This window comes from Pseudomonas rossensis (assembly GCF_039888995.1).
GTDB lineage: Bacteria > Pseudomonadota > Gammaproteobacteria > Pseudomonadales > Pseudomonadaceae > Aquipseudomonas > Aquipseudomonas rossensis.
Genome location: NZ_JBBWCB010000006.1, coordinates 23820 through 46499 on the forward strand (window position 1 = coordinate 23820; position 22680 = coordinate 46499).

The window sequence follows — 22680 nt, forward strand, 5'->3', positions numbered from 1 at the left end:
TCTAGCAAAACGCTGGAACTGCCCTAAAAGGGAGCAAAAACAGGCTTTTTTCAGATAAATCCGACTAGGTGCAACTTATTCTCGCGAAACTGGTTGCACCTTATTTGCTTTGTTGAATAGCATTCGCGCCCAAGGTGCAACCGGCTAGAAAGTCAGGTGCACCGGCTGATGGCTTTCCTGGGGAAACATCAGTCATAAATGCGTGGGGCTGGAAATCGTCTGAACAAACATTGTCGTTTGTCGGCGTTTCACACCTCGCCGCTACATAAAAACAAAGCCAGGGCATCACTCGAATGAGCGTAAGCAATCCAACTCTGATCACCTTCGTGATCTACATCGCAGCAATGGTGCTGATCGGCTTCATGGCCTATCGCTCCACCAACAACCTTTCTGACTACATTCTGGGCGGTCGCAGCCTGGGCAGCGTCGTGACTGCATTGTCCGCCGGCGCCTCCGACATGAGCGGCTGGTTGTTGATGGGCCTGCCGGGCGCTATCTACATGTCCGGTCTGTCCGAAAGCTGGATCGCCATCGGCCTGATCGTCGGTGCTTACCTGAACTGGCTGTTCGTCGCCGGCCGTCTGCGTGTGCAGACCGAGCACAACGGCGATGCGCTGACCCTGCCGGATTACTTCTCCAGCCGTTTCGAAGACAAAAGCGGCCTGCTGCGGATCATCTCCGCGGTCGTGATCCTGGTGTTCTTCACCATCTACTGCGCTTCCGGCATCGTGGCCGGCGCCCGTCTGTTTGAAAGCACCTTCGGCATGTCCTACGAGACTGCACTGTGGGCTGGCGCTGCGGCGACGATTGCCTACACCTTCGTCGGTGGTTTCCTGGCAGTGAGCTGGACTGACACCGTACAAGCCACCCTGATGATCTTCGCTCTGTTGCTGACGCCGATCATCGTGCTGCTGGCCACTGGCGGCGTCGACACCACGTTCCTGGCCATCGAAGCACAAGACGCCAGCAACTTCGACATGCTGAAAAACACCACCTTCATCGGCATCATCTCGCTGATGGGTTGGGGCCTGGGCTACTTCGGCCAGCCGCACATCCTCGCGCGTTTCATGGCCGCGGATTCGGTCAAGTCGATCGCTAAAGCACGTCGCATCTCCATGGCCTGGATGATCCTGTGCCTGGGCGGCACCGTCGCTGTAGGCTTCTTCGGTATCGCTTACTTCTCGGCGCATCCGGAGCTGGCTGGTCCTGTGACCGAAAACCACGAACGCGTGTTCATCGAACTGGCCAAGATCCTGTTCAACCCATGGATCGCCGGTATCTTGCTGTCGGCCATTCTGGCTGCTGTGATGAGCACCCTGAGCTGCCAACTGTTGGTGTGCTCGAGCGCACTGACCGAAGACTTCTACAAAACCTTCCTGCGTAAAACCGCTTCCCAGGTAGAACTGGTCTGGGTCGGCCGCATCATGGTGCTGCTGGTTGCCCTGATCGCCATCGCGATGGCCGCTAACCCGGAAAACCGCGTGCTGGGTCTGGTCAGCTACGCCTGGGCCGGTTTCGGCGCTGCTTTCGGTCCAGTTGTCCTGATCTCCGTGATCTGGAAAGACATGACCCGCGACGGCGCACTGGCCGGCATCCTGGTCGGCGCGATCACCGTGATGGTCTGGAAGCATTTCGAACTGTTGGGCCTGTACGAAATTATCCCGGGCTTCATCTTCGCCAGCCTGGCGATCTACATCGTTAGCAAACTGGGCGAGCCTACGAAAGGCATGCTTCAGCGCTTCGCCGCTGCCGAGGCAGATTTCCGCCTGAACAAGTGATGGGGATGAGCTGATGCTCTGACCTTTCGGCGAACATGAAAACGGCCCGCGTCCTTTTGGAGGCGGGCCGTTTTTTTTGCCTGCGCCAGGCCCGAGGTATTGAAGTTCCCCTGTGGGAGCGAGCTTGCTCGCGATAGCGTCGGGTCTGTCGACATCAATGTTGAATGAGCAACCGCAATCGTCGGATCGCCGCCCGGAGCAAGCTCGCTCCCACAGGGGTTGGTGGTGGTTTTGAGGGAAATGTCTGTAGCCACATACACCGATTCTTGAAGGAAAAATCTCTAAAAAAGTAGGGCGAATCTGATTTTATTGTCCCTCCATCAATGCCCCTTGTCGCTCATGCAGAATCGCCCGCCTTCATTCTGCAGAGACACATCGGATGTTCGCTCCTGCCAATCAACCGCGTTTCACGTTGACGATCGACGGCGTCCAGAATGAGCTCAAGGTGCTTGAGTTCACGGGCAATGAAGCCATCAGCCAGCCCTACCGTTTTGACCTGGAACTGGTCAGCGAACGACCGGACATCGAACTCGAAAGCCTGCTGCATCGTCAGGCATTTCTGAGTTTTGATGCGCAGGGTTCCGGCATTCATGGTCAGATTCTTCGCGTTGGCCAAAGCGATTCCGGACAACGCCTGACGGGCTATCAAATCAGTCTCGTGCCGCGTTTGGCCTACCTCGGTCAGCGCATCAATCAGCGAATTTTCCAGCACAAAAGCGTGCCGGCGATCGTCGCGCAAATCCTCAAGGACCATGGCATCCAGCGCGATGCCTTCGAGTTTCGGCTCGGCAGCGACTACTCCCCTCGCGAGTACTGCGTGCAATACGCCGAAAGCGACCTGGCGTTCATCCAGCGGCTGTGTGCCGAGATCGGCATTCACTACCACTTTCAACACAGTCTCGACGGGCACCTGTTGGTGTTTGGTGATGATCAGACGGTTTTCCCTCGTCTGCCCGAGCCGACGCTCTACCTGCCGGGCAGCGGAATGGCGGCGGATGCGCCGGCCATCAAACGTTTCAACGTGCGACTGGAAACCCGGACGACAGCGGTCACCCGTCGCGATTACGACTTCCGCAAACCGCGTCTGCAACTTGAGAGCGGCCTGGACAGCGAGCAGCGTCCAGTGCTGGAGGACTACCACTTTCCTGGCCAATTCACCGACCGCGAACACGGCAAACATCTGGCCCAACGAGCACTCGAACGCCACAACGCGGACTTCCGTCAGGCCGAAGGTCGTGGCGACGAATCGGCGTTGGTCAGCGGGCATTTCCTACACCTGGCCGAGCATCCGCGTCAGGCATGGAATGACCTGTGGTTGATCACCGAAATCGAGCACCGTGGCCGCCAGCCGCAAGTGCTGGAAGAGTCAGTCACCAGCGATGGCCCGGATGATTTCCAGGGCTATCGCAATACCTTTCTGGCGACACCGTGGGACGTTTCGTTTCGGCCTCCACTCGGGCCGGAAAAACCACGCATGCTCGGTTATCAACCTGCCGTGGTCACCGGCCCGACCGACAGTGAAATCCATTGCGACGAGTTCGGTCGGGTCAAGGTTCAGCTGGCTTGGGACCGTGACGGTCAGCTCGATGAACACTCCAGTTGCTGGCTGCGCGTCGCCACCGGCTGGGCGCACGACCGTTATGGCAGCGTGATGATCCCGCGAGTCGGCATGGAAGTGCTGGTGGGGTTCGTCGACGCCGATGCCGATAAACCGCTGGTGATGGGTTGCCTGCCAAACGCCGCAACCCCGGTGCCGCTCGATCTGCCCGCCGACAAAACCCGCAGCATCTTCCGCAGCCAGAGCAGTCCCGGTGGCGGCGGTTACAACGAATTGCGCATCGAGGATCGCAAAGGCGCCGAGGAAATCTACCTGCGCGCCCAGCGAAATTGGACTCAGCACGTACTGAATGATCAACAGGTGCAGGTCGATAACGCCCGCAGCATCGTCGTCACCGGCACTGCTCGCCATGAGCTGAAGGCCGACGAGCAACGCATCACTCACGGCCAGCGCCAGACCGAAGTGAAGCTGGATGATCACCTGGTGGTGGTCGGTGACCGGCACATTCGGGTGACCAGCCAGGCGCTGAATGCCAGTCAGCAATTCCATGTCAGCGCCGGTCAGCAAGTGGTGATCGACGGCGGGGCCAGCGCGACGATTCAGGCGGGCGGGCAGTGGATCAACATCGGTCCCGGCGGGATCTTCAGCAGCGTACCGATTCAGGTGGGGGGCGCGTTGATGCCGGCCATGGCAGCTGCGCCGGCCTTGCCGGATACGCCGCTGAAGCTCGCCGCCGCCCCGGCGGCGCTGCTAAGTGCCGCACAGATTCTGAGCCTGAAAAGCGACGCGCCGTTCTGTGAGGAATGTGAGCGCTGCAAGGAGGGTGTCTGTGCAGCCTGATGCCTTGTCACCCCACGCCTGGTTGGATCGCCAACCGCTCAAGCCTTCGGAGCAGTTGTTCGCGGTTTTCAGCAGCGCGAGCGCCGCTGAACCGTTTAAAGCCTGGCAGCGTTCGATCTCCGCTCAAGCACCCAGTCCGATCTGGGCCGACACCGCTTACGCCGAGTGGGAACCGGTAATGCCCTATGTCGGAATCGACGCTGCTGGCAGTGAGTTTCTGCAGTGGGTCGCCATGACTGAGTCTCGCGACTGGGGTTGGCTGGCGGTTTCTACTGCCTCTCGAGAAGTGCTGGTCGAGCATTTGCGCAGCCTTACCCAAGTCCTCCTGCCCAACGGTAATGCGGTGTTTTTTCGCTTTTGGGATGGGCGTTATTTGCTGTCGATCCTTCAGTCTGCCGAGGTTAACGCTACGCAGTTAATGCCTGTGATCGGGCGCTGTTTGATCAATGGCCAGCCGCTCGAAATCGGTGGTAATGCGCTGAAAACCTCCCGCTTGTTTCCGTGGTGGGAGGTTTCTGAATCGCTGCTTAAACACCTCGCCTCGGAGTCCGCGACAACCCGCGTCAACAATTTGCTGAAGTGGTTGAGTGAAGACCGCCCTGATCTCTATGAGGCGTTTTCCATGAGCGTGTTGCGTCACAAGGTCGCGAGCTTTCTTGAGGCGCCGGACCTGCCGAAAGTACCGAAACAAGCGTTGGTGGATTACCTGATGGCGGAGCTGAACTGATGGATCAGATTGTGCGTATCGAGCAGGAGCTCGACAGTTTTCCGGACACCCTTTCCCTTTACCGCGAACAGTTGAAGCACTGGTTCAGTCGGGCGGCGGACAAGGCCAGTCACGCGGCTGATTTGCCTTCGTTGATGGGGATGGAACGGATCATTCGTTTCGGCAATTCCAGCACCGTCGTGAGCAGCGGCGATGACGATTTTTCCTCTACCGTCGTGCAATGCCCGAAGGGTGGAAAGCTAGAGATCGAGAGCAAGTTTGAATCGGTTTATGACATCCCCGTGGGGAATATTCTGGTTGATGTGATTGCGCTTGAGAGCGGCGAAACGACGCTTGTCACGCTTGATGAAAATGGCAAAGGGACGTTCAAGGGGGACGAGGGCAAGTTCTACCGCATTCACGTCCACAACGAAGTCACACCGCAGCAAGTTGAAGATCTTTTCTCTTCCTATAACGGCCTGACGAAGGAACTTGAGAAATGGCTGCGTGATGAATGGAAGACGTTTAAACCGAAGTGGTCGGAATCTTCTTCGGTTGCTGTAGGCAATGGAATGCTCGCGGGAAGTTGGGCGGCAATCGAGGGCGTGTGGGACGGCATCGGCCTGCTTTCGGACATCCTCAAGGATCCCGGGAAGTTTGGTGAGCGGTTGGGCGAGAGCGCCGCAGAGCTGAAGAACCTCGCGGAAACCGCCCCCGATGTCATGGAAAAAGCCCAACTGCTGGCCAGTGACGAAGCGGCGCTATGCCTGCTGTTACGCACCGCCAGCCTCTGGTTGGACATGCTGCCGCCCGGCGAGATCGCCGGCAAAACCGCCGAAGCCGTGTCGACGATGGTGGTGCAGCTGTTGATCGATATCCTGATTGGCATCGTTCTGACGTTCGCTGCGGCAGGGGCCGGTATCGCCTATTTGACAATGCGCCTGGCTAATCGAGCTGCGCAATTACTCAGCGCTGTTCTGCGCCTCGTCAAAGCGATTTTCGCGATCATCGATGGCTTTATTAGCTACGTCGACCGCTACAAAAAAGTCGCCGCGAGGGGCATCGCGGCCGGTATGAAAAAAGGCCGGATGCAACTGCGCTGGGATGCCAAGCGCAATACCACGCTCAAGCAAAACGAACACCACGACAACGTCCCGGATCAGGCGAAAAACCCCAACGGCGACAGCGCCGATTCCGTTGATAAAACCGCCACCAACAAATGCCCGGTGTCGATGGTCACGGGCGAGGAACTGCTCACGCTGACCGACGGTGCGCTGGACGGGGTTTTGCCGTTCGACTTCACCCGGCTCTATCGCACCAGTGCGGTGGAGATCGATTGCGGGCTCGGATTCGGCTGGAGTCACAGCCTCGCCCATCGCCTGGAAATCGATGGCGAGACCGTCATCTGGATCGACCACGAAAACCGTCGTACGACTTTTCCGCTGCCAAACAGTGAACGCCCGGCGATCCACAACAGTCTGTCGCGGGCAGCGATTTATCTGAGTGACGAGCCGGAAGAACTGATCCTCGCCCAGGCTGGCGAAGACGCGCGGTTCTATCACTTTCATAACGGTCGGTTGACGACCATCAGTGACGCTTACGACAACCGTTTGCGTATCACTCGCGACCGACAAGACCGCATCAAACGCCTCGACAATGGTGCCGGCCGCGCCTTGCTATTGCGCTATGACCGCAGCCATTTGGTCGCCGTCGACTATCAGGTTTTTGTCCCGGCCCAGACCCTCGACGAGGCTTGGCACACCGAGCAGACACTGGTCAGTTACAGCTACGACGAACGCGATCAACTGATCGAAGCAACCAATGCCGCTGGCGAAAGCGAGCGCTACGACTACGACGATCAGCACGTCATCCTGCAGCGGCAACTGACCGGTGGGGCGAGTTTCTTCTGGGAGTGGGAACGGTCCGGCAAGGCGGCACGATGTGTGCGGCATTGGGCGTCGTTTTCGCAGATGGACACGCGTTACGCCTGGGATGACAAGGGCAGTGTCACCGTCCAGAACATCGATGGCAGTGAAGAGGTTTACGTCCATGACGACCGGGCGCGGCTGGTGCGCAAGGTCGAGCTGGATGGTGGCGAACACCTCAAGGCCTACGACGATCAAGGTCGGTTGCTTGCCGAGCAGGATCCGCTCGGCGCCATCACCGAATACCGTTACGACGAAGTCGGACGATTGGTTGCGCTGATTCCGCCGGAAGACGAGCCGACGGCCTACGAGTACCGCAACGGTTTCCTGCACGCGCGGCACCGCGGTAAAGCCGTGTGGAAATATCAGCGCAATGCTCAGGGCGACATCACCGAAGCGACCGACCCCGACGGCCATGTCAGCCACTATCACTACGATGAGAAAGGGCTGCTGCTGTCAATCCGTTACCCGGACACCAGCCGGCATGTCTTTGCCTGGAATGGCTTGGGGCAGTTGGTTGAGGAAACGCTGCCGGATGGTGGTGTGCGGCGGTTTTCCTACGATGCATTAGGGCGGCAGATTACCCGTCAGGACGAACACGGCGGCGTTACCCAGTACCAATGGGATGCCGTTGGCCGACTGATCCAGACCACGCTTCCTACAGGCGCCAGCCGCGCGTTCAGCTACAACGCCTACGGCAAGATCACCGCCGAACGCGATGAACTGGGTCGCGTCACCCGCTACGAATACGTCGACGATCTGCACCTGGTCAGCCGTCGCATCAATCTCGACGGCACCCAGCTGAAGTACCGCTACGACAACGCCCAGCTGTTACTCACGGAAATCGAAAACGAATCCGGCGAAAAATATCTCCTGGACTACACGCCCAACGGCTTGATCCGACAGGAAACCGGATTCGACGGCCAACGCACGGCGTACGCCTACGACCTCAACGGCCAGTTGCTGGGGAAAACCGAGTTCGGGGAGGACGGTTCGCAGCTGGTGACGGCTTATGAGCGGGATTCGGCAGGGCGGTTGCTGGTCAAAACGTTGCCCGACGGCATCAAGGTTGAATACCGCTACGACAGCCTCGGCCGGTTGGTCAGCGTCGACGACGGTCACGATCACCCGCTGGAGTTCGAATACGACCAGCAAGACCGCCTGATCACCGAGCACCAAGGCTGGGGAACCTTGCGCTATGGCTACGACGCCTGCGGCGAGCTCAATCGCCTGCGCCTGCCGGACGGCAGCAAACTCGACTACCACCACGCCAAGGGCGGTGCGCTGACGGCCATCGACCTCAACGGCGCGCGACTCACCACTCACCAATTCGCCTTCGGTCGCGAACAGCAACGCCAGCAGGGGCAGGTGCTCAGCGAATATGCCTACGACGATCAGGGCCGATTGAAGGCCCACGCTGTCAGTCAACAGCATCAAACGCTGTATCGCCGCGACTATGCCTACAGCGCCAACGGCAATCTCGACAGCATCGCCGACACCCGTCACGGCCAACGCAATTACCAGTACGACCCGCTCAATCGCCTGACTCGCGTGCGCCACACCCGAGACGATCCACCGGAAAGCTTCGCCCACGACCCCGCCGGCAACCTGCTGATGCAGGACCGCCCCGGCGCCGCGACCGTCAAGGGCAATCGCCTGCTGATGCAAGGCGACCGCCATTACGACTACGACGCCTTTGGCAACCTGATCCGCGAACGCCGCGGCACCGCGCAAAAACTCGTCACCGAATACCGCTACGACTGCCAGCACCGCTTGGTCGGCGTCACGACCCCGGACGGCCGCAGCGCCAGCTACCGCTACGACGCCTTCGGCCGCCGCATCAGCAAAACCGTGGACGGCAAAACCACCGAGTTCTTCTGGCAAGGCGACAACCTCATCGCCGAAAGCAGCCGCGAGCACTACCGCAGCTACGTCTACGAACCCGGCAGCTTCCGCCCACTGGCCATGCTCGACGGCAAAGGCCCACGCAAGGCTTGCCCGTTTTACTACCAGCTCGATCACCTGGGTACGCCGCAGGAACTCACCGATTTTGGCGGCGAGATTGTCTGGTCGGCGAAGTACAACGCTTACGGCAAGGTCACTCGTCTGGCGTTTGGTGGGGGAGAGCAACTCGATCAGCCGTTGCGGTTTCAGGGGCAGTACTTCGACGCTGAGAGTGGTCTGCATTACAACCGGCATCGGTACTATGATCCGGAAGTTGGTCGGTATCTGACGCCGGATCCGATCAAGTTGGCGGGTGGGTTAAACCAGTATCAGTACACGCCGAATCCGACGGGGTGGGTTGATCCGTTGGGGTTGAGCGGGAATTGCCCGCCACCGAATAAGCCCCGGTGTGGGGCGCCGGATGATACGACTGGCGCGAGGGTTGATGAGGGGGAGCCGCAGTTCCCGAAGCTGACGGGTGAGCAGCGGCGAGAAAGGATTGGGCTTCTTAAGGAGGAGGTTGCTAAGCGCTGGGTTGAGCGGTTTGAGAAAAAGTACCCTGGAATGCATTCCATAGGTAAGCATAGTGTCGAGGTTCCTGATGCGGTAATTCGACAGCGTTCGGTAGACGGTACGGATCCTATAACTAAAATTCCCCATAGAGAAAATAGAGGAAACTTAAGCTCGCAATATAAAAGCTGGAACTTGCAAATGCATACGTTGAACGATGATATGACAAGGGTTGTTCGAGGGCTTCCGCGATTCACTGGAAAAGATGTCAATGGCTACAATGTGGTTAGAAGGGAGAATAAAGATGTCGGACGAGGGTATAAGCCAAACAAAAAAGACCCTGAAAATCCGCAACTGTTTGAAAGCATGCACGGTTCGGAAACAAAATTTAGTAAAGGTAGAAAACCTAAGCCGTTTACATCTCATCCGGTGATAATTAAATGATTAAAGATCCATATTTAGATCAACCATACGCGCCAACAGTGCGTGAAGTCATAGGCGATTTTGATATTTATGATAGGGAGCACACTCTTGGTCTAGAGCTCGAGAAATACGACATTAACCTTTCTGCTGATAGAAGGATGCTTGCGAGAAATTATATTCTAGTTAGCTACGATTTTTTGAGTTATAGGCATAAGTTTTTGCTGATGGCTGTCCTTGAGTCTGCACTACAAGATGAGTCTTATGATTTTCAGGCATTACTAGAACATGACTGCGAAAGCACCAATCTCTTTCCATGTGGCTGGGATGAAATGAAAAATCCTCGTGCGTTTTTTGAAGATATTTACAGTGTTTTAAGCGATGAGTGGAAAGGTCAGCTGCTAAAGGCGAGCCTTGAGGATCAATCCACTTGGTGAGATGACGTCAGTGATGTTGGAACGAAATTTCTGGGCAAGGTCGTCGGAAGTTTCCTTCAATCCGCGGCGGTTTCCATGAACTGGTTTGAAATGCATTCCATCGATAGTCTCTGGTGGTCACTGAAAATTCAGTGGCGGGGTGTAGGAACCCTTCAATACTAGAGAGGACGCTTTGGCGTCGACACCTGAATTGCGGCCATCAACGTGCGTCCGTAAGATCAGTTGCGGCGGCTGTGCGCGGGCACGCTTCGGTGTGGTCGAGTTCTCTGGTCTCGATATTCCTACCCCGCGTATAGCTGCCACCCAAGCCTGTAGGAAGGCCGATGGTAGCTCCACTTCTACCAGAGGTTTAAAAATGAAAAGTATTCATCCCGATCCACCCTATGAAAAACCAATTCCCCATCCCAAAAACCGTTTCATGGCACTCACCAGCAATTGCGACGACATGCCAACCCTGTTCGTCGACACCCAAGCGCCGCTGGATGTTTTGTATGACGCTGCCAACTACCGAATTCGTGCCGTCACCCAAGTGATGGAGAACTTGTCCATGCGCGGTTCGATCGAGTGTCAGTCCTTCATTCTTAGTGATTTTGCTTTGCTCTGTGCCATTCCGTTGCGGGATGGGTGTGATGTACTGGATGTTCTTGGGCGGCGGTTGCGGGCGCGGTCTTCGGAGTAGGGCTGCTAAAAGAGCATTCCCACGTTCTGCGTGGGAATGCAGCCCGTGACGCTCAGCGTCACATCGGTGTCAGGCCCGAAATCGGCAGTGTGGCTCTGACCTGAATGGTGGGTTTTCAGAAGCTTATTCGGTAATGAATTGATCCTGGGTCTTGATAAAGGCGTCAAACGCCGGCGAGTTGTAAACGTTCAAGCATCCATGCATTACCAGCTTTTTGTCCGAGTATTTGCTGACAGATGAAGTGTTGTCGAAAGCGTTAAATACGTAGGCTTGGGTATCCCTGTAAGGGTCATGTATGACCTTCAAGGTTTCTTCATCCTGAACCACGGTATGCATACCGTTACCCATGAAGGAGTAAGCACCCGCCGATCGCCCGATGTCTGCTTGCAACTCGGACGTTTCTTTAAAGTGCTTGAGAATGCAATGGCTAAGCCCGTAATTTTTTAAGGATTGGCGCGCCTCTGCCATGTGCGACTCGTCAGCAAACACGTGGCTTGCCGACAGTAAATAAACAAACGCCGACCATAGAATTGGCATCGGTTTTTTGACTCCCTGTCATTGGTTGGGGTGAGTGTGTCGCTCGGTGGGTCGGGAGTATGTGCCGGTCGCACGCGCCCTCGCCAGCGGGTTTTCGTCAGGCCGCTCGGCTGCCACCCCTGACGTTCGCCGCTGTACAAGGTAAACTTCCCGCCCTTCGCAGGAGCAGCCATGAATTATCGTCACGCCTTCCATGCCGGCAATCACGCCGATGTGTTCAAACACCTGACTTTGACCCGCATCATCGCTTTGATGTCGCGCAAGGAGCAGCCGTTTGCCTATCTCGACACTCACGCCGGCATTGGTCTGTATGACCTGCAGGGTGATCAGGCGAGCCGTACCGGTGAGTACCTGGAAGGTATTGCGCGTTTGTGGGATCAGCCGGATCTGCCGGCGTTGACCGCTGATTACATGAAGGTGCTGCACGACATGAACCCGGATGGCCAGTTGCGCTATTACCCGGGGTCACCGGAGTTGGCGCGGCGTCTGACGCGGCCGCAGGATCGGGTGATGCTGAACGAGAAGCATCCGGAAGACGGTTTGCTGCTCAAGGACAACATGGCCGGTGACCGTCGGGTGAAGGTGCATCTGGGTGAAGGCTGGCATGTGCCGCGTGCGATGTTGCCGGTGCAGGAGAAGCGGGCGGTGATGTTGATTGATCCGCCGTTCGAGCAACTGGATGAGATGCAGCGCTGTGCGGCGTCGCTGAAAGAGGCGATTGGCCGGATGCGGCAGACCGTGGCGGCGATCTGGTACCCGGTGAAGGACCAGCGCATGTTGCGTCGTTTTTATCAGGATCTGGCGGGTACGGGCGCGCCGAAGTTGTTGCGGGTCGAGTTGCTGGTGCATCCGCTGGATACGCCGAACAGTCTGAATGGCTCGGGGCTGGCGATTGCGAATCCGCCGTGGGGTCTGGAAGAGGAATTGCGTGAGTTGCTGCCGTGGTTGTCCAAGAAGTTGGGGCAGACACAGGGTGGGTGGCAGATGGATTGGTTGATTGCCGAATAGGGTAAATCGACAAGCAAGATCAAAAGATCGCAGCCTCGTTTCACTCGACAGCTCCTACAAGGGAATGCGTAACCCCGTAGGAGCTGTCGAGTGAAACGAGGCTGCGATCTTTTGCTTTTTGGGGGTTAAATCGGGCAAGTCACGCCTGTACCGCCAATCCCGCAATACCCTTCAGGGTTTTTCGCCAGGTATTGCTGGTGATAAGCCTCGGCGAAGTAGACCGTCGGCGCTTCTTCGATTTCGGTGGTGATGGTGCCTTTGCCAGCCTTGGTCAACTCGGCCTGGAAAACCTGCTCACTGTGCTTGGCGGCTGCCAACTGAGTGGGGTTGGTGGCGTAGATCACCGAACGGTACTGCGTGCCGATGTCATTGCCCTGACGCATGCCTTGGGTGGGGTTGTGCAATTCCCAAAACATCTTCAGCAGCGCTTCGTAGCTGACTTTTGCCGGCTCGTAGACCACCAATACCACTTCGCTATGGCCGGTCAGGCCCGAGCAGACTTCTTCATACGTCGGGTTCGGCGTGAAACCACCGGCGTAACCTACCACCGTACTGACCACACCTTCACGCTGCCAGAACTTGCGTTCCGCGCCCCAGAAGCATCCGAGGCCGAAGATCGCGAAATCCACATCGGTGACGAACGGGCCCAGCAGCGGGGCATCGTGGACGAAGTGTTTTTCCGGCAGGTTCATTGGGGTTTCGCGGCCAGGCAGAGCTTGTTCTTTAGTCGGGAGCACGTTTTTGTTCACCAGAATTTCCGAGCGCAAGACCATGATCAGTCCTCTCAGTCAGGTTGGATGTAAATAAACAGACCACCAGTGTGCCCAATGATGCCAAGTTAATCACTACTCCTGTGGGAGCGAGCTTGCTCCGGGCGTCGTTCCGACGATAGCAGTATCAGTCGACATCAATGCTGACTGACACGGCCTCATCGCGAGCAAGCTCGCTCCCACAGGGTTTTGTGTCTTGGCAGAAAGAGCCTTCAGCCTTATTCAGGCGATCGGGCCGCGCGGATAGCGCTTGAGCTTTTCGATCAGCTCTACGCCGGGGATCGGACGGTCGAACAGGTAACCCTGGCCGACGTCGCAGCGGTGACGGCGCAGGAAAGCCAACTGCTCGGCGGTTTCGATGCCTTCAGCCACGACCTTGAGTTTCAGGTTGTGGGCCATGGCGATCACCGCGGAGGTAATTTCCATGTCGTCCTGGTTGTCCGGGATTTCGTGGATGAAGCTTCGATCAATCTTAATGATGTCGATCGGGAATTTTTTCAAGTAACTGAGCGACGAGTAGCCGGTGCCGAAGTCATCCATGGCCAGGGTCAGGCCCAGACGCTTGAGTTGATCGAGCTGCAAATGGGTGTCTTCGGTGGCTTCCAGCAGCAGGCCTTCGGTGAGTTCGAGTTCCAGCAGGTTTGCCGGCAGCGCCTCTTCTTTGAGGATGTTGGCGATGGACGACACCAGGTCTGGGTCGGAGAACTGCTTAGGCGACAGGTTGATTGCCACCTGAAGATTGCCCAGGCCAGCGGCGGTCAGGTCTTTGCTCATGCGGCAGGCTTGGCGGGCGATCCATTTGCCGATGGGAATGATCAGCCCGGTTTCTTCGGCGACGCTGATGAACTGGTCCGGGCGGATCATGCCTTTTTCCGGATGGTTCCAGCGCAGCAGCGCTTCCATCCCCAACAGGCGACCGCTGCGCAGGCAAAGCTTGGGCTGGTAGAACACGTCCAGCTCATTCTGGGTCAGGGCGCGACGCAGGTTGTTTTCGACGAACAGTTTGTAGCTGGCTTCTGCGTTCAGCGCTTCGGTGAACACCTGAACCTGGTGTTTTCCGTTGGCCTTGGCCTTGTGCAGCGCGAGGCCGGCGTTGCGCATCAGGGTTTGCGGATCGCGACCGTGCAACGGTGCGCAGGCCAGGCCCACGGAGCCGGTGACGCTGATCAGCTGGTTGTCGACGAACATCGGCTTGTCGAGGGTCGCCAGCAATTGATTGGCGATCTGTTGGCCCGCACGCAGATCGGTGTCGTCCAGCAGCACGGCGAATTCGTTACTGGCGAACCGCGCCAGGCTGCCACTCGGGCTCAGGCTGTTGCGCAGGCGTCGGGCCAGGCTGATCAGCAGTTTGTCGCCGGTCTGGTGGCCGAGGCTGTCGTTGATCCGTTTGAAATTGTCGATGTCCACCAGCAACAAGCTGATCGGGGTATCGCTGTCTCGGGCGAAACGTTCATCGAGGTTGCGGATGAAGGCCGGGCGGTTGCCGAGGTTGGTCAGGTTATCGGTGTAGGCCAGGCGCTCGATGCGCTGCTGGGCGAGCTTGGTCTGGGTGATGTCTTCGTAAATGCCGATGTAATGCGTCAGCTCGCGGTTGTCGCCGTAAACCTTGGAAATCGACAACTGGCCCCAGTAGGGTTCGAGGTTTTTACGGCGGCTTTTGAATTCGCCTTGCCAGCTGTTGCTCTTGGCCAGCGCCGAGGGCGCGTCGAATAACAGTTCGCTGAGGTTTTCCAGTGCCGGCAGTTCCGACAGCCGCTGGCCGTGGACTTCTTCGGTGGTGTACTGGGTGATCGCCGTGAAGCTCGGGTTGACGTATTCCACCACGCCATCGCAATTAACCAGCAAAAAGGCGTTGGCGCTTTGCTCTACCGCACGCTGGAACAGGTGCAGGGCGCTGGTGGCGGTGCGGCGGTTGTGGTTGTTGATGACTTGGGCAAACTGATCCGCCAACTCACCGGCGAAAGCAATTTCGTCCGATTGCCAGGCGCGGGGCGTACCGGTCTGTTCCAGACACAGCACGCCGACCACTTGGCCGTCGACGCGAATACTGGCGTCGAGCATCGCATTCACATCACGCGAGCGCAGGTGTTCGGCCATTTCCCGGGTGCGCGGGTCGCGCATGGCGTTGTGGGCGTCGATGGCGCGGCCGGTGTGCAAGGCTTCCACGTAGTCGGGGAAGTGACTGACGTCGATCGACTCAGGCAGCAGGTATTCCTGGCTGGCGCGGTGATAGGCCGAAATTGGCACTAGCAGTGAACCTTCGAGGTTCCACAGGCTGGCGCAGTCGATTTCGTAAATGTTACAGGCACTGCGAGTAATCAGTTCGGCGGCTTCTTTCAGGGAGTTGTTGCTGCTGTAGCGCTGGCGGGTCAGCAGCAGGATCAAGTCTTGCTGGGCGCGCACCCGGTCCAGGTGCAGAAGCTGTTCCTGCTGGGCGCGCTGATTGAGTTCCAGGGCGATTTGCAGGCGAGAGTTCTGGGTTTCGAGGTCCAGGGCCGGCAGCAGTTGCTCGCCCTCGAACAGGCCGTCGACTACCAGCAGGTAGCCGCGCAGCAAATGTCGATTGTGTTGTTTGTAGGCTTCGCCCAGTTCCAGCAGGTTCAAGGAGCCTGCCGCGGTGTGCAGGGTGTAGCGGATCAGGTAATGCGGGCTTTCAGTGAGTTGTTGCTGTACCGCGTCATGCAGCTGATAGCGCGCTTCGGGCTCCATCAGGCTGGCGTAGGGCGAGCCGACCAGAGCACAGAGCTCCACGGCCGGCAGGCCGAACTGTCGTTCGCAATTGGGATCGAGAAACAGCAGCGCCCAGCTCGCTTCATTCAGCCGTTCGAAACGCAGCATGCCGAGCCGCGAGGGCACAGGCAACTGCGTCACTACCTCGGCCACCATACGGCTGGCGGCATCGGGTTGGCTCTTCATATGGAGGGAAACTCACTTCGAATAGGCTGATCGCGCCGGGCTCTCGCCCTCTTAACTGTTGTCTGCGGCAAGGTTGCATCATTGCGGCACTGACTGACAAGAGACATGAAGGCCAAGCGCTATAAGAATATGTCGGCCGGCGCGAAGATTTCTCCAGCGCTGGGCCGAAAGTAATGTTTTTGACCGAAAAGATCGCAGCCTTCGGCAGCTCCTACGTTGGGATGGTGTACACCCTGTAGGAGCTGCCGAAGGCTGCGATCTTTTGCTTTTTTAACGCAAGGGGATACTGGTGGACTGCAAAAGCTTGCCATCCCGATCGTGAAAATTGACGCGAATCTGTTCGTTATCGACAGTCAGGTGAGCAAAGTTGTCCTCGCTGACCACCTGGCTGGTCAGTTCATGCTGATAGTCGCCAGCGACTGTTCGCGCCAACGGTTGATCGAGGATGAAAGTGGAGGCCTTGGCGTACGGCAGCAGTTTGCTGTTGCACAGGGGGGAGGAGACGATGGTGTGCACCTCGAAGTCCGGGTCCTCGCTGTGGGTCAGGCGACTGGTCAGGGAGCCGTGGACATCGCCGGAAACGAAGAAGACGTTCTTGATGCGGTGTGTACGAATGGTCTCCAGCAGCCGCCGACGTTGTTCGGGAAAGGCTTTCCACGCGTCATCGCCGTGGGCTTTGCGGTCGGGGTAGAACATCACGCTGGTGACCACGAATTTGACCCTGGCCGGGCTGTGAACCAGCCATTTGCACAGGGCCTGTTCCTGCTCTTCGTCGAGGATGCGTCGATCATTGGCCGACAGGTTGCGTCGGGTTCGACTGTCAGTGACAAACCATTCGATATCGCCTTCGGCGAATTGATACCAATAGTGTTCCAGTTTTCTATTTATTTGCCCGTCGGAAAGAAGTTGATGTGCCGGGCTATGACTGGCTTGATACAGCTCATACGCCGCGATGGCGTTTTTGTATAAGTAGGCGTCGGCCTTACTTTCGTTGGCGGGCCAGTTGTCTTCAATTTCGTGATCATCGAGGATCATGTAAGTCGGCACGCCGGACATTAACTTTGCAATATTGGGTTGGGAAAAAGCTGCGCGGTACTTACTGAGTATTTCCTTGTATTCCCGATCGGGAGCAATGACGTTCAGGTCATCGACATAGATTTGATCGCCGGTCATCAACATGGCGCTGATGGGCGGTTCGGCCTGCTGCGCCAGATTAGTGATCGAGGCGAAAATCCTGTCCCCCAGATGCGGTGCAGACGGGACGCCAGCGGTCATGCGCAGGTAACGACATGAACCGACGATATAGGCCCGTGGAATCGTGGCTTTGCTGGACTGCGTGCGAAACCGGTAGATATCCCGCGGCCATTGCAGCGGCAGTTCCTGAACCGTTTCCACGGTGTGCACCGGGCTCATGGGGCTGAACCAGCCTGCCTGGTATTCGTACTCGGTATCGGTGGCAAGGTCGTTGAGTGCAATCACATCGGACATATCACGCAAGATCGTCAACTTTGCAAATACACCTTTGGACCAGCGCTCTTCGCCAGGTCGTCGATAACGAATGCCTGCAAATACCGGTGCGTTGCTTTGAAGTTCTCCGCGCAAGAAGATGCGTGCATGATTAGTTGTAGTGTGGCCAATAATAGGGCCGACAGTCGGTTTGAACATGTTCGAATCCATTCGAATTTATGCTAACTAAGCAAGAGAGGGTAATGAAAGTTTTAGCGATAATTAGTTGAACTAAGCTTAGTTATCGGTTCGCAAAAAATATCGAGAAGAAGTGGACTGGAGTTGTGGGCGACGTAAGCCGCGAATGTAGGAAAGGGGCGTTGGGTGACTTTCTTCCAGGCAAAAAAAGCCCCGCCAAACTGGCGGGGTTGAGGTACGAGCGTGGCGCTCGGAAAACGTGGAACGCGACGGGCCCTCCGGTGAAGGAGGGCCGATCGGTGTTACAGCAGGATGGTGCGGATGTCCGCCAGCAGATCGCTCAGACGCTTGGTGAAGCGTGCAGCAGCGGCGCCGTTGATCACACGGTGATCGTAGGACAGCGACAGTGGCAGCATCAGTTTCGGCTGGAAGGCTTTGCCATCCCAGACTGGCTGGATGGTTGCCTTGGAAACACCGAGGATCGCCACTTCCGGCGCGTTGACGATCGGCGTGAAGCCGGTGCCGCCAATGTGGCCGAGGCTGGAAATGGTGAAGCAGGCGCCTTGCATGTCGTCAGCGGTGAGCTTTTTGTCGCGGGCCTTGGCGGCCAGCACGGCGGCTTCGGCTGCCAGTTGCAACAGGCTCTTCTGATCGACGTTCTTGATGACCGGTACCAGCAGGCCTTCAGGGGTGTCGACCGCGAAGCCGATGTTCACGTACTTCTTGCGGATGATCGCCTTGCCGCTTGGTGCCAGCGAACTGTTGAAGTCCGGCAGTTCCTTGAGCAGGTGCGCGCAGGATTTGAGCAGCAGCGGCAGGATGGTCAGCTTGACGCCAGCCTTCTCTGCAACGGCTTTCTGAGCGATACGGAACGCTTCCAGGTCGGTGATATCAGCCGAATCGAACTGAGTCACGTGCGGAATGTTCAGCCAGCTGCGATGCAGGCTCGACGCGCCGATTTGCATCAGACGGGTCATCGGCACTTCTTCGGTTTCACCGAAGCGGCTGAAGTCCACGACCGGAATCGGTGGGATGCCCGCGCCGCCGGTTGCGCCAGCAGCAGCGGCCGGTGCTTCCTTGGCCTTCTGCATCATGGCTTTGACGTAGACCTGCACGTCTTCTTTCAGGATGCGACCGTGCGGACCGCTGGCGCCGACGGCGTTCAGCTCGACGCCGAATTCACGGGCCAGTTGGCGTACAGCCGGGCCAGCATGAACCTTGGCGCCCGGCTTGGCCGGTGCAGCAGCCGGTGCGGCCGGTGCCGGAGCAGCAGGCGCAGCGGCGGCTGGAGCTGGAGCACTAGGAGCAGCAGCGGCCGGAGCCGGGGCAGCAGCAGGCGCAACGCCTTTGACTTTCAGCTTCAGGATCAGGTCGCCGGTACCGACTTCGTCATCCAGCTTGATGGAAACGCTTTCCACCACGCCAGCGGCAGGCGATGGAATTTCCATGCTCGCCTTGTCGGATTCCAGGGTGATCAGCGACTGATCGGCTTCAACGGTATCGCCGGCCTTGACCAGGACTTCGATGATCTTGGCCTTGCCCGACGAACCGATGTCCGGGACATGAATGTCCTGAACGGTGTCGGCAGCCGGTGCAGCAGGCGCGGCGGCTGGAGCAGCAGCGGCGGCCGGAGCAGGCGCAGCAGCCTGGGCTGGCGCGGCAGCAGCAGGGGCCGCAGCACCTGCCACTTTCAGCGCCAGAATCAGGTCGCCAGTGCCGACTTCGTCGTTGAGCTTGACGCTGATGCTTTCGACCACGCCAGCGGCGGGCGAAGGGATTTCCATGCTGGCCTTGTCGGATTCCAGGGTGATCAGCGACTGATCAGCCTCGACGGTGTCGCCGACCTTGACCTGGATCTCGATGATCTGGGCCTTGCCCGACGAACCGATATCCGGCACGTGCACTTGCTGGGTGGTTGCAGCAGCAGGCGCGGCAGCTGCAGCTGGAGCTGCGGCGGCAGGAGCAGCCGCAGCCGGTTTCGCTTCAGCTTTGGCCGCGGGCGCAGCGGCCGCCGCAGGGGGCGGTGCAGAGGCCGGGGCAGCGGCGCCTTCGACTTCCAGCTCCAGCAGTTCGTCGCCTTCTTTCAGGCGATCACCGATTTTTACTTTCAGGCTTTTGACGATGCCGGCCTTGGGCGCAGGAATTTCCATGCTCGCCTTGTCCGACTCAAGCGTCAGGATGCTCTGGTCGGCTTCGATGCGGTCGCCGACCTTCACAAATAGTTCGATTACTTCACCTTCACCGCTGCCGATGTCAGGTACGCGAATGAGTTCGCTCACAGAGTGTCTCCTCAGCAGTCCAGTGGGTTGCGTTTTTCCGGGTTGATCCCGAACTTGGCGATGGCTTCAGACACCACCTTAGGTTCGATATCACCACGGTCAGCCAAGGCTTCCAGGGCTGCCAACACCACGAAATGACGGTCGACTTCGAAGAAGTGACGCAGCTTCTTGCGGCTGTCACTGCGGCCGAAACCGTCGGTGCCCAGGACTTTGAATTCCTTGGACGGGACCCACTGACGAATTTGTTCAGCGAACAGCTTCATGTAGTCGGTAGACGCGATGACCGGACCTTGACGGCCGTTCAGGCACTCTTCGACATAGCTCAGTTTTGGCTTCTGGCCCGGGTGCAGACGGTTGCTGCGCTCTACGGCCAGGCCGTCGCGACGCAGTTCGTTGAAGCTGGTAACGCTCCACACGTCAGCGCCGACGTTGAACTGTTCACGCAGGATTTTCGCCGCTTCGCGAACTTCGCGCAGGATGGTGCCGGAGCCCATCAGCTGAACGTGGTGCGCCGCTTCGCGGGTGTCTTCCTCGAGCAGGTACATGCCCTTGACGATGCCTTCCTCGACACCGGCCGGCATGGCTGGCTGCTGGTAGGACTCGTTCATCACGGTGATGTAGTAGAAGATGTCCTGCTGCTCTTCGGTCATCTTCTTCATGCCGTCCTGGATGATCACCGCCAGCTCGTAGCCGTAGGTTGGATCAAAGGTGCGGCAGTTCGGGATGGTGCCAGCCAGGATGTGGCTGTGACCGTCTTCGTGTTGCAGGCCTTCGCCGTTCAGCGTGGTCCGGCCGGCGGTGCCGCCGATCAGGAAGCCACGGGTACGGCTGTCGCCAGCGGCCCAGGCGAGGTCGCCGATACGCTGGAAGCCGAACATCGAGTAGAAGATGTAGAACGGCAGCATTGGCTGGTTGTGGCTGGAGTACGAAGTACCAGCAGCGATGAAGGAGCTCATGGCGCCCGCTTCGTTGATGCCTTCTTCGAGGATCTGGCCCTTCTTGTCTTCGCGGTAGAACATCACCTGGTCTTTATCGACTGGCTCGTAGAGCTGGCCGACGGACGAGTAGATGCCCAACTGACGGAACATGCCTTCCATACCGAAGGTACGGGCTTCGTCCGGGATGATCGGAACGATGCGCGAACCGATTTCCTTATCCTTGACCAGCTGCGCGAGGATCCGCACGAAGGCCATGGTGGTAGAGATTTCACGGTCGCCCGAGCCGTCCAGGATTGCCTTGAGGGTATCCAGCGATGGCGTCGGGATGTCGAAGCTTTTGGCACGGCGCTGTGGCACGAAACCGCCCAGTGCAGTGCGACGCTCGCTCAGATAACGGGCTTCGGCGCTGTTGGGTTCTGGTTTGAAGAACGGCAGGTTTTCCAGCTCGGAGTCTTTAACCGGAATGTCGAAACGATCACGGAACAGCTTCAGGCTTTCAACATCAACTTTCTTGGTGTTGTGCGCAGTGTTCTTCGCTTCGCCGGCACCGGTGCCATAACCTTTGATGGTCTTGGCCAGGATGACGGTGGGTTGTTCTTTGTGGTTGACCGCTTCGTGGTACGCCGCGTAGACCTTGTACGGGTCGTGACCGCCACGGTTGAGTTTCCAGATCTCGTCGTCGGACAAGTCTTCAACCATCGCCTTGAGTTCTGGCGAGTTGAAGAAGTGTTCACGAACGAACGCGCCGTCTTTGGCTTTGTAGTTCTGGTACTCGCCGTCGATGACTTCGTCCATGCGGCGTTGCAGGATACCGTCGACGTCTTTGGCCAGCAGTGGGTCCCAGAAACGACCCCAGATGACTTTGGTCACGTTCCATTGAGCACCGCGGAACACGCCTTCGAGTTCCTGGATGATCTTGCCGTTGCCGCGAACCGGGCCATCAAGGCGCTGCAGGTTGCAGTTAATAACGAAGATCAGGTTGTCGAGCTTCTCGCGGCCAGCCAACGAGATGGCGCCCAGGGATTCCGGCTCATCGCACTCGCCGTCGCCCAGGAAACACCAGACTTTTTGCTTGCCTTCAGGGATGAAGCCACGGGCTTCCAGGTACTTCATGAAGCGTGCCTGGTAGATCGCCTGGATCGGGCCCAGACCCATGGATACGGTCGGGAACTGCCAGAAATCAGGCATCAGCCAAGGGTGCGGATAGGACGACAGGCCCTGACCGTCGACTTCCTGACGGAAGTTGTTCATCTGGTCTTCGGTGATGCGGCCTTCCATGAACGCACGGGCGTAAACGCCTGGCGAGGTGTGACCCTGGAAGTAGATCAGGTCGCCGCCGTGTTCGTCGGTCGGGGCCTGGAAGAAATAGTTGAAGCCGATGTCGTACAGGGTTGCGCTGGAGGCGAAGCTGGAGATGTGACCGCCCAGGTCAGAATCTTTCAGGTTCGTACGCATCACCATGGCCATCGCGTTCCAGCGTACCAACGAGCGAATGCGGCGTTCCATGAACAGGTCGCCAGGCATGCGTGCTTCGTGGGTAACGGGGATCGTGTTGCGGTATGGCGTGGTAATGGCGTAAGGCAATTGCGAACCGCTACGGGTTGCGAGTTCGCCCATACGGGTCATCAGATAGTGAGCGCGGTCTTCGCCTTCTTTGTCGAGAACCGATTCCAGGGCGTCCAGCCATTCCTGGGTTTCGACGGGATCGAGGTCTTGCATGGCTTGCTCCAGGGCGGAAAGGCTTCCAGAATCGGTTGCCTGAGTTTGCGACTGGCCTTGTGGGCAGACGAT

13 protein-coding genes are annotated in these 22680 nt (G+C 58.0%); 7 read left to right on the plus strand and 6 right to left on the minus strand.

The features are described 5' to 3' along the window. Positions 1-293 precede the first annotated feature (293 nt). The 6 genes from putP (at position 294) to WLY71_RS03470 (ending at position 10797) form a co-directional block, all read left to right on the plus strand. On the plus strand, positions 294-1778 hold the full coding sequence (gene putP, locus WLY71_RS03445) for a sodium/proline symporter PutP (protein ID WP_347802510.1): 1485 nt from the start codon (positions 294-296) through the stop codon (positions 1776-1778). Between the two features lie 379 nt (positions 1779-2157). Continuing rightward, the gene (locus WLY71_RS03450) at positions 2158-4176 is read left to right on the plus strand and encodes a type VI secretion system Vgr family protein (protein ID WP_347802511.1); all 2019 of its coding nucleotides are present in this window, start codon (positions 2158-2160) and stop codon (positions 4174-4176) included. Further along, complete coding sequence (locus WLY71_RS03455) at positions 4166-4903, plus strand: DUF4123 domain-containing protein (RefSeq protein WP_347802512.1); 738 nt, start codon at positions 4166-4168, stop codon at positions 4901-4903. Before WLY71_RS03450 ends, WLY71_RS03455 begins: the two co-directional genes overlap by 11 nt. Beyond that, the gene (locus WLY71_RS03460) at positions 4903-9705 is read left to right on the plus strand and encodes an RHS repeat-associated core domain-containing protein (RefSeq protein WP_347802513.1); all 4803 of its coding nucleotides are present in this window, start codon (positions 4903-4905) and stop codon (positions 9703-9705) included. The genes WLY71_RS03455 and WLY71_RS03460 overlap by 1 nt, the downstream gene beginning before the upstream one ends. Next, a complete protein-coding gene (locus tag WLY71_RS03465; protein WP_347802514.1) occupies positions 9702-10118 on the plus strand; it encodes a hypothetical protein in 417 nt (138 codons plus the stop codon). Before WLY71_RS03460 ends, WLY71_RS03465 begins: the two co-directional genes overlap by 4 nt. 355 nt (positions 10119-10473) lie before the next feature. Then, positions 10474-10797 (plus strand): hypothetical protein, encoded by a 324-nt coding sequence (locus WLY71_RS03470; RefSeq protein ID WP_347802515.1) that lies wholly within the window; start codon positions 10474-10476, stop codon positions 10795-10797. A 123-nt stretch (positions 10798-10920) separates the two neighbouring features. Here the strand turns inward: WLY71_RS03470 and WLY71_RS03475 are convergent, their stop codons facing one another. Beyond that, positions 10921-11334, minus strand: a complete 414-nt coding sequence (locus WLY71_RS03475) for a T6SS amidase immunity protein Tai4 family protein (protein WP_347802516.1) — start codon at positions 11332-11334, stop codon at positions 10921-10923. Positions 11335-11505: 171 nt separating this feature from the next. Here WLY71_RS03475 and WLY71_RS03480 point away from each other — a divergent pair, with 171 nt between their 5' ends. Beyond that, on the plus strand, positions 11506-12342 hold the full coding sequence (locus tag WLY71_RS03480; RefSeq protein ID WP_008149676.1) for a 23S rRNA (adenine(2030)-N(6))-methyltransferase RlmJ: 837 nt from the start codon (positions 11506-11508) through the stop codon (positions 12340-12342). 125 nt (positions 12343-12467) lie between these two features. On the opposite strand, the gene msrA is transcribed toward WLY71_RS03480, so the two are convergent. The 5 genes from msrA to aceE form a co-directional block, all read right to left on the minus strand. Next, positions 12468-13115 carry a peptide-methionine (S)-S-oxide reductase MsrA gene (msrA, locus tag WLY71_RS03485; protein ID WP_347802517.1) on the minus strand — a complete coding sequence of 216 codons (648 nt, stop codon included), beginning with the start codon at positions 13113-13115 and terminating at the stop codon, positions 12468-12470. Positions 13116-13334: 219 nt separating this feature from the next. Further along, positions 13335-16028, minus strand: coding sequence for a putative bifunctional diguanylate cyclase/phosphodiesterase (locus tag WLY71_RS03490; RefSeq protein WP_347802518.1), 2694 nt, complete (start codon positions 16026-16028; stop codon positions 13335-13337). Positions 16029-16298: 270 nt separating this feature from the next. After that, positions 16299-17693 carry an alkaline phosphatase D family protein gene (locus WLY71_RS03495; protein ID WP_347802519.1) on the minus strand — a complete coding sequence of 465 codons (1395 nt, stop codon included), beginning with the start codon at positions 17691-17693 and terminating at the stop codon, positions 16299-16301. 281 nt (positions 17694-17974) lie between these two features. Continuing rightward, positions 17975-19951, minus strand: coding sequence for a dihydrolipoyllysine-residue acetyltransferase (gene aceF / locus WLY71_RS03500; protein ID WP_347802520.1), 1977 nt, complete (start codon positions 19949-19951; stop codon positions 17975-17977). An 11-nt stretch (positions 19952-19962) separates the two neighbouring features. After that, positions 19963-22608 (minus strand): pyruvate dehydrogenase (acetyl-transferring), homodimeric type, encoded by a 2646-nt coding sequence (aceE, locus tag WLY71_RS03505; RefSeq protein ID WP_347802521.1) that lies wholly within the window; start codon positions 22606-22608, stop codon positions 19963-19965. Between the last annotated feature and the right edge of the window lie 72 nt (positions 22609-22680).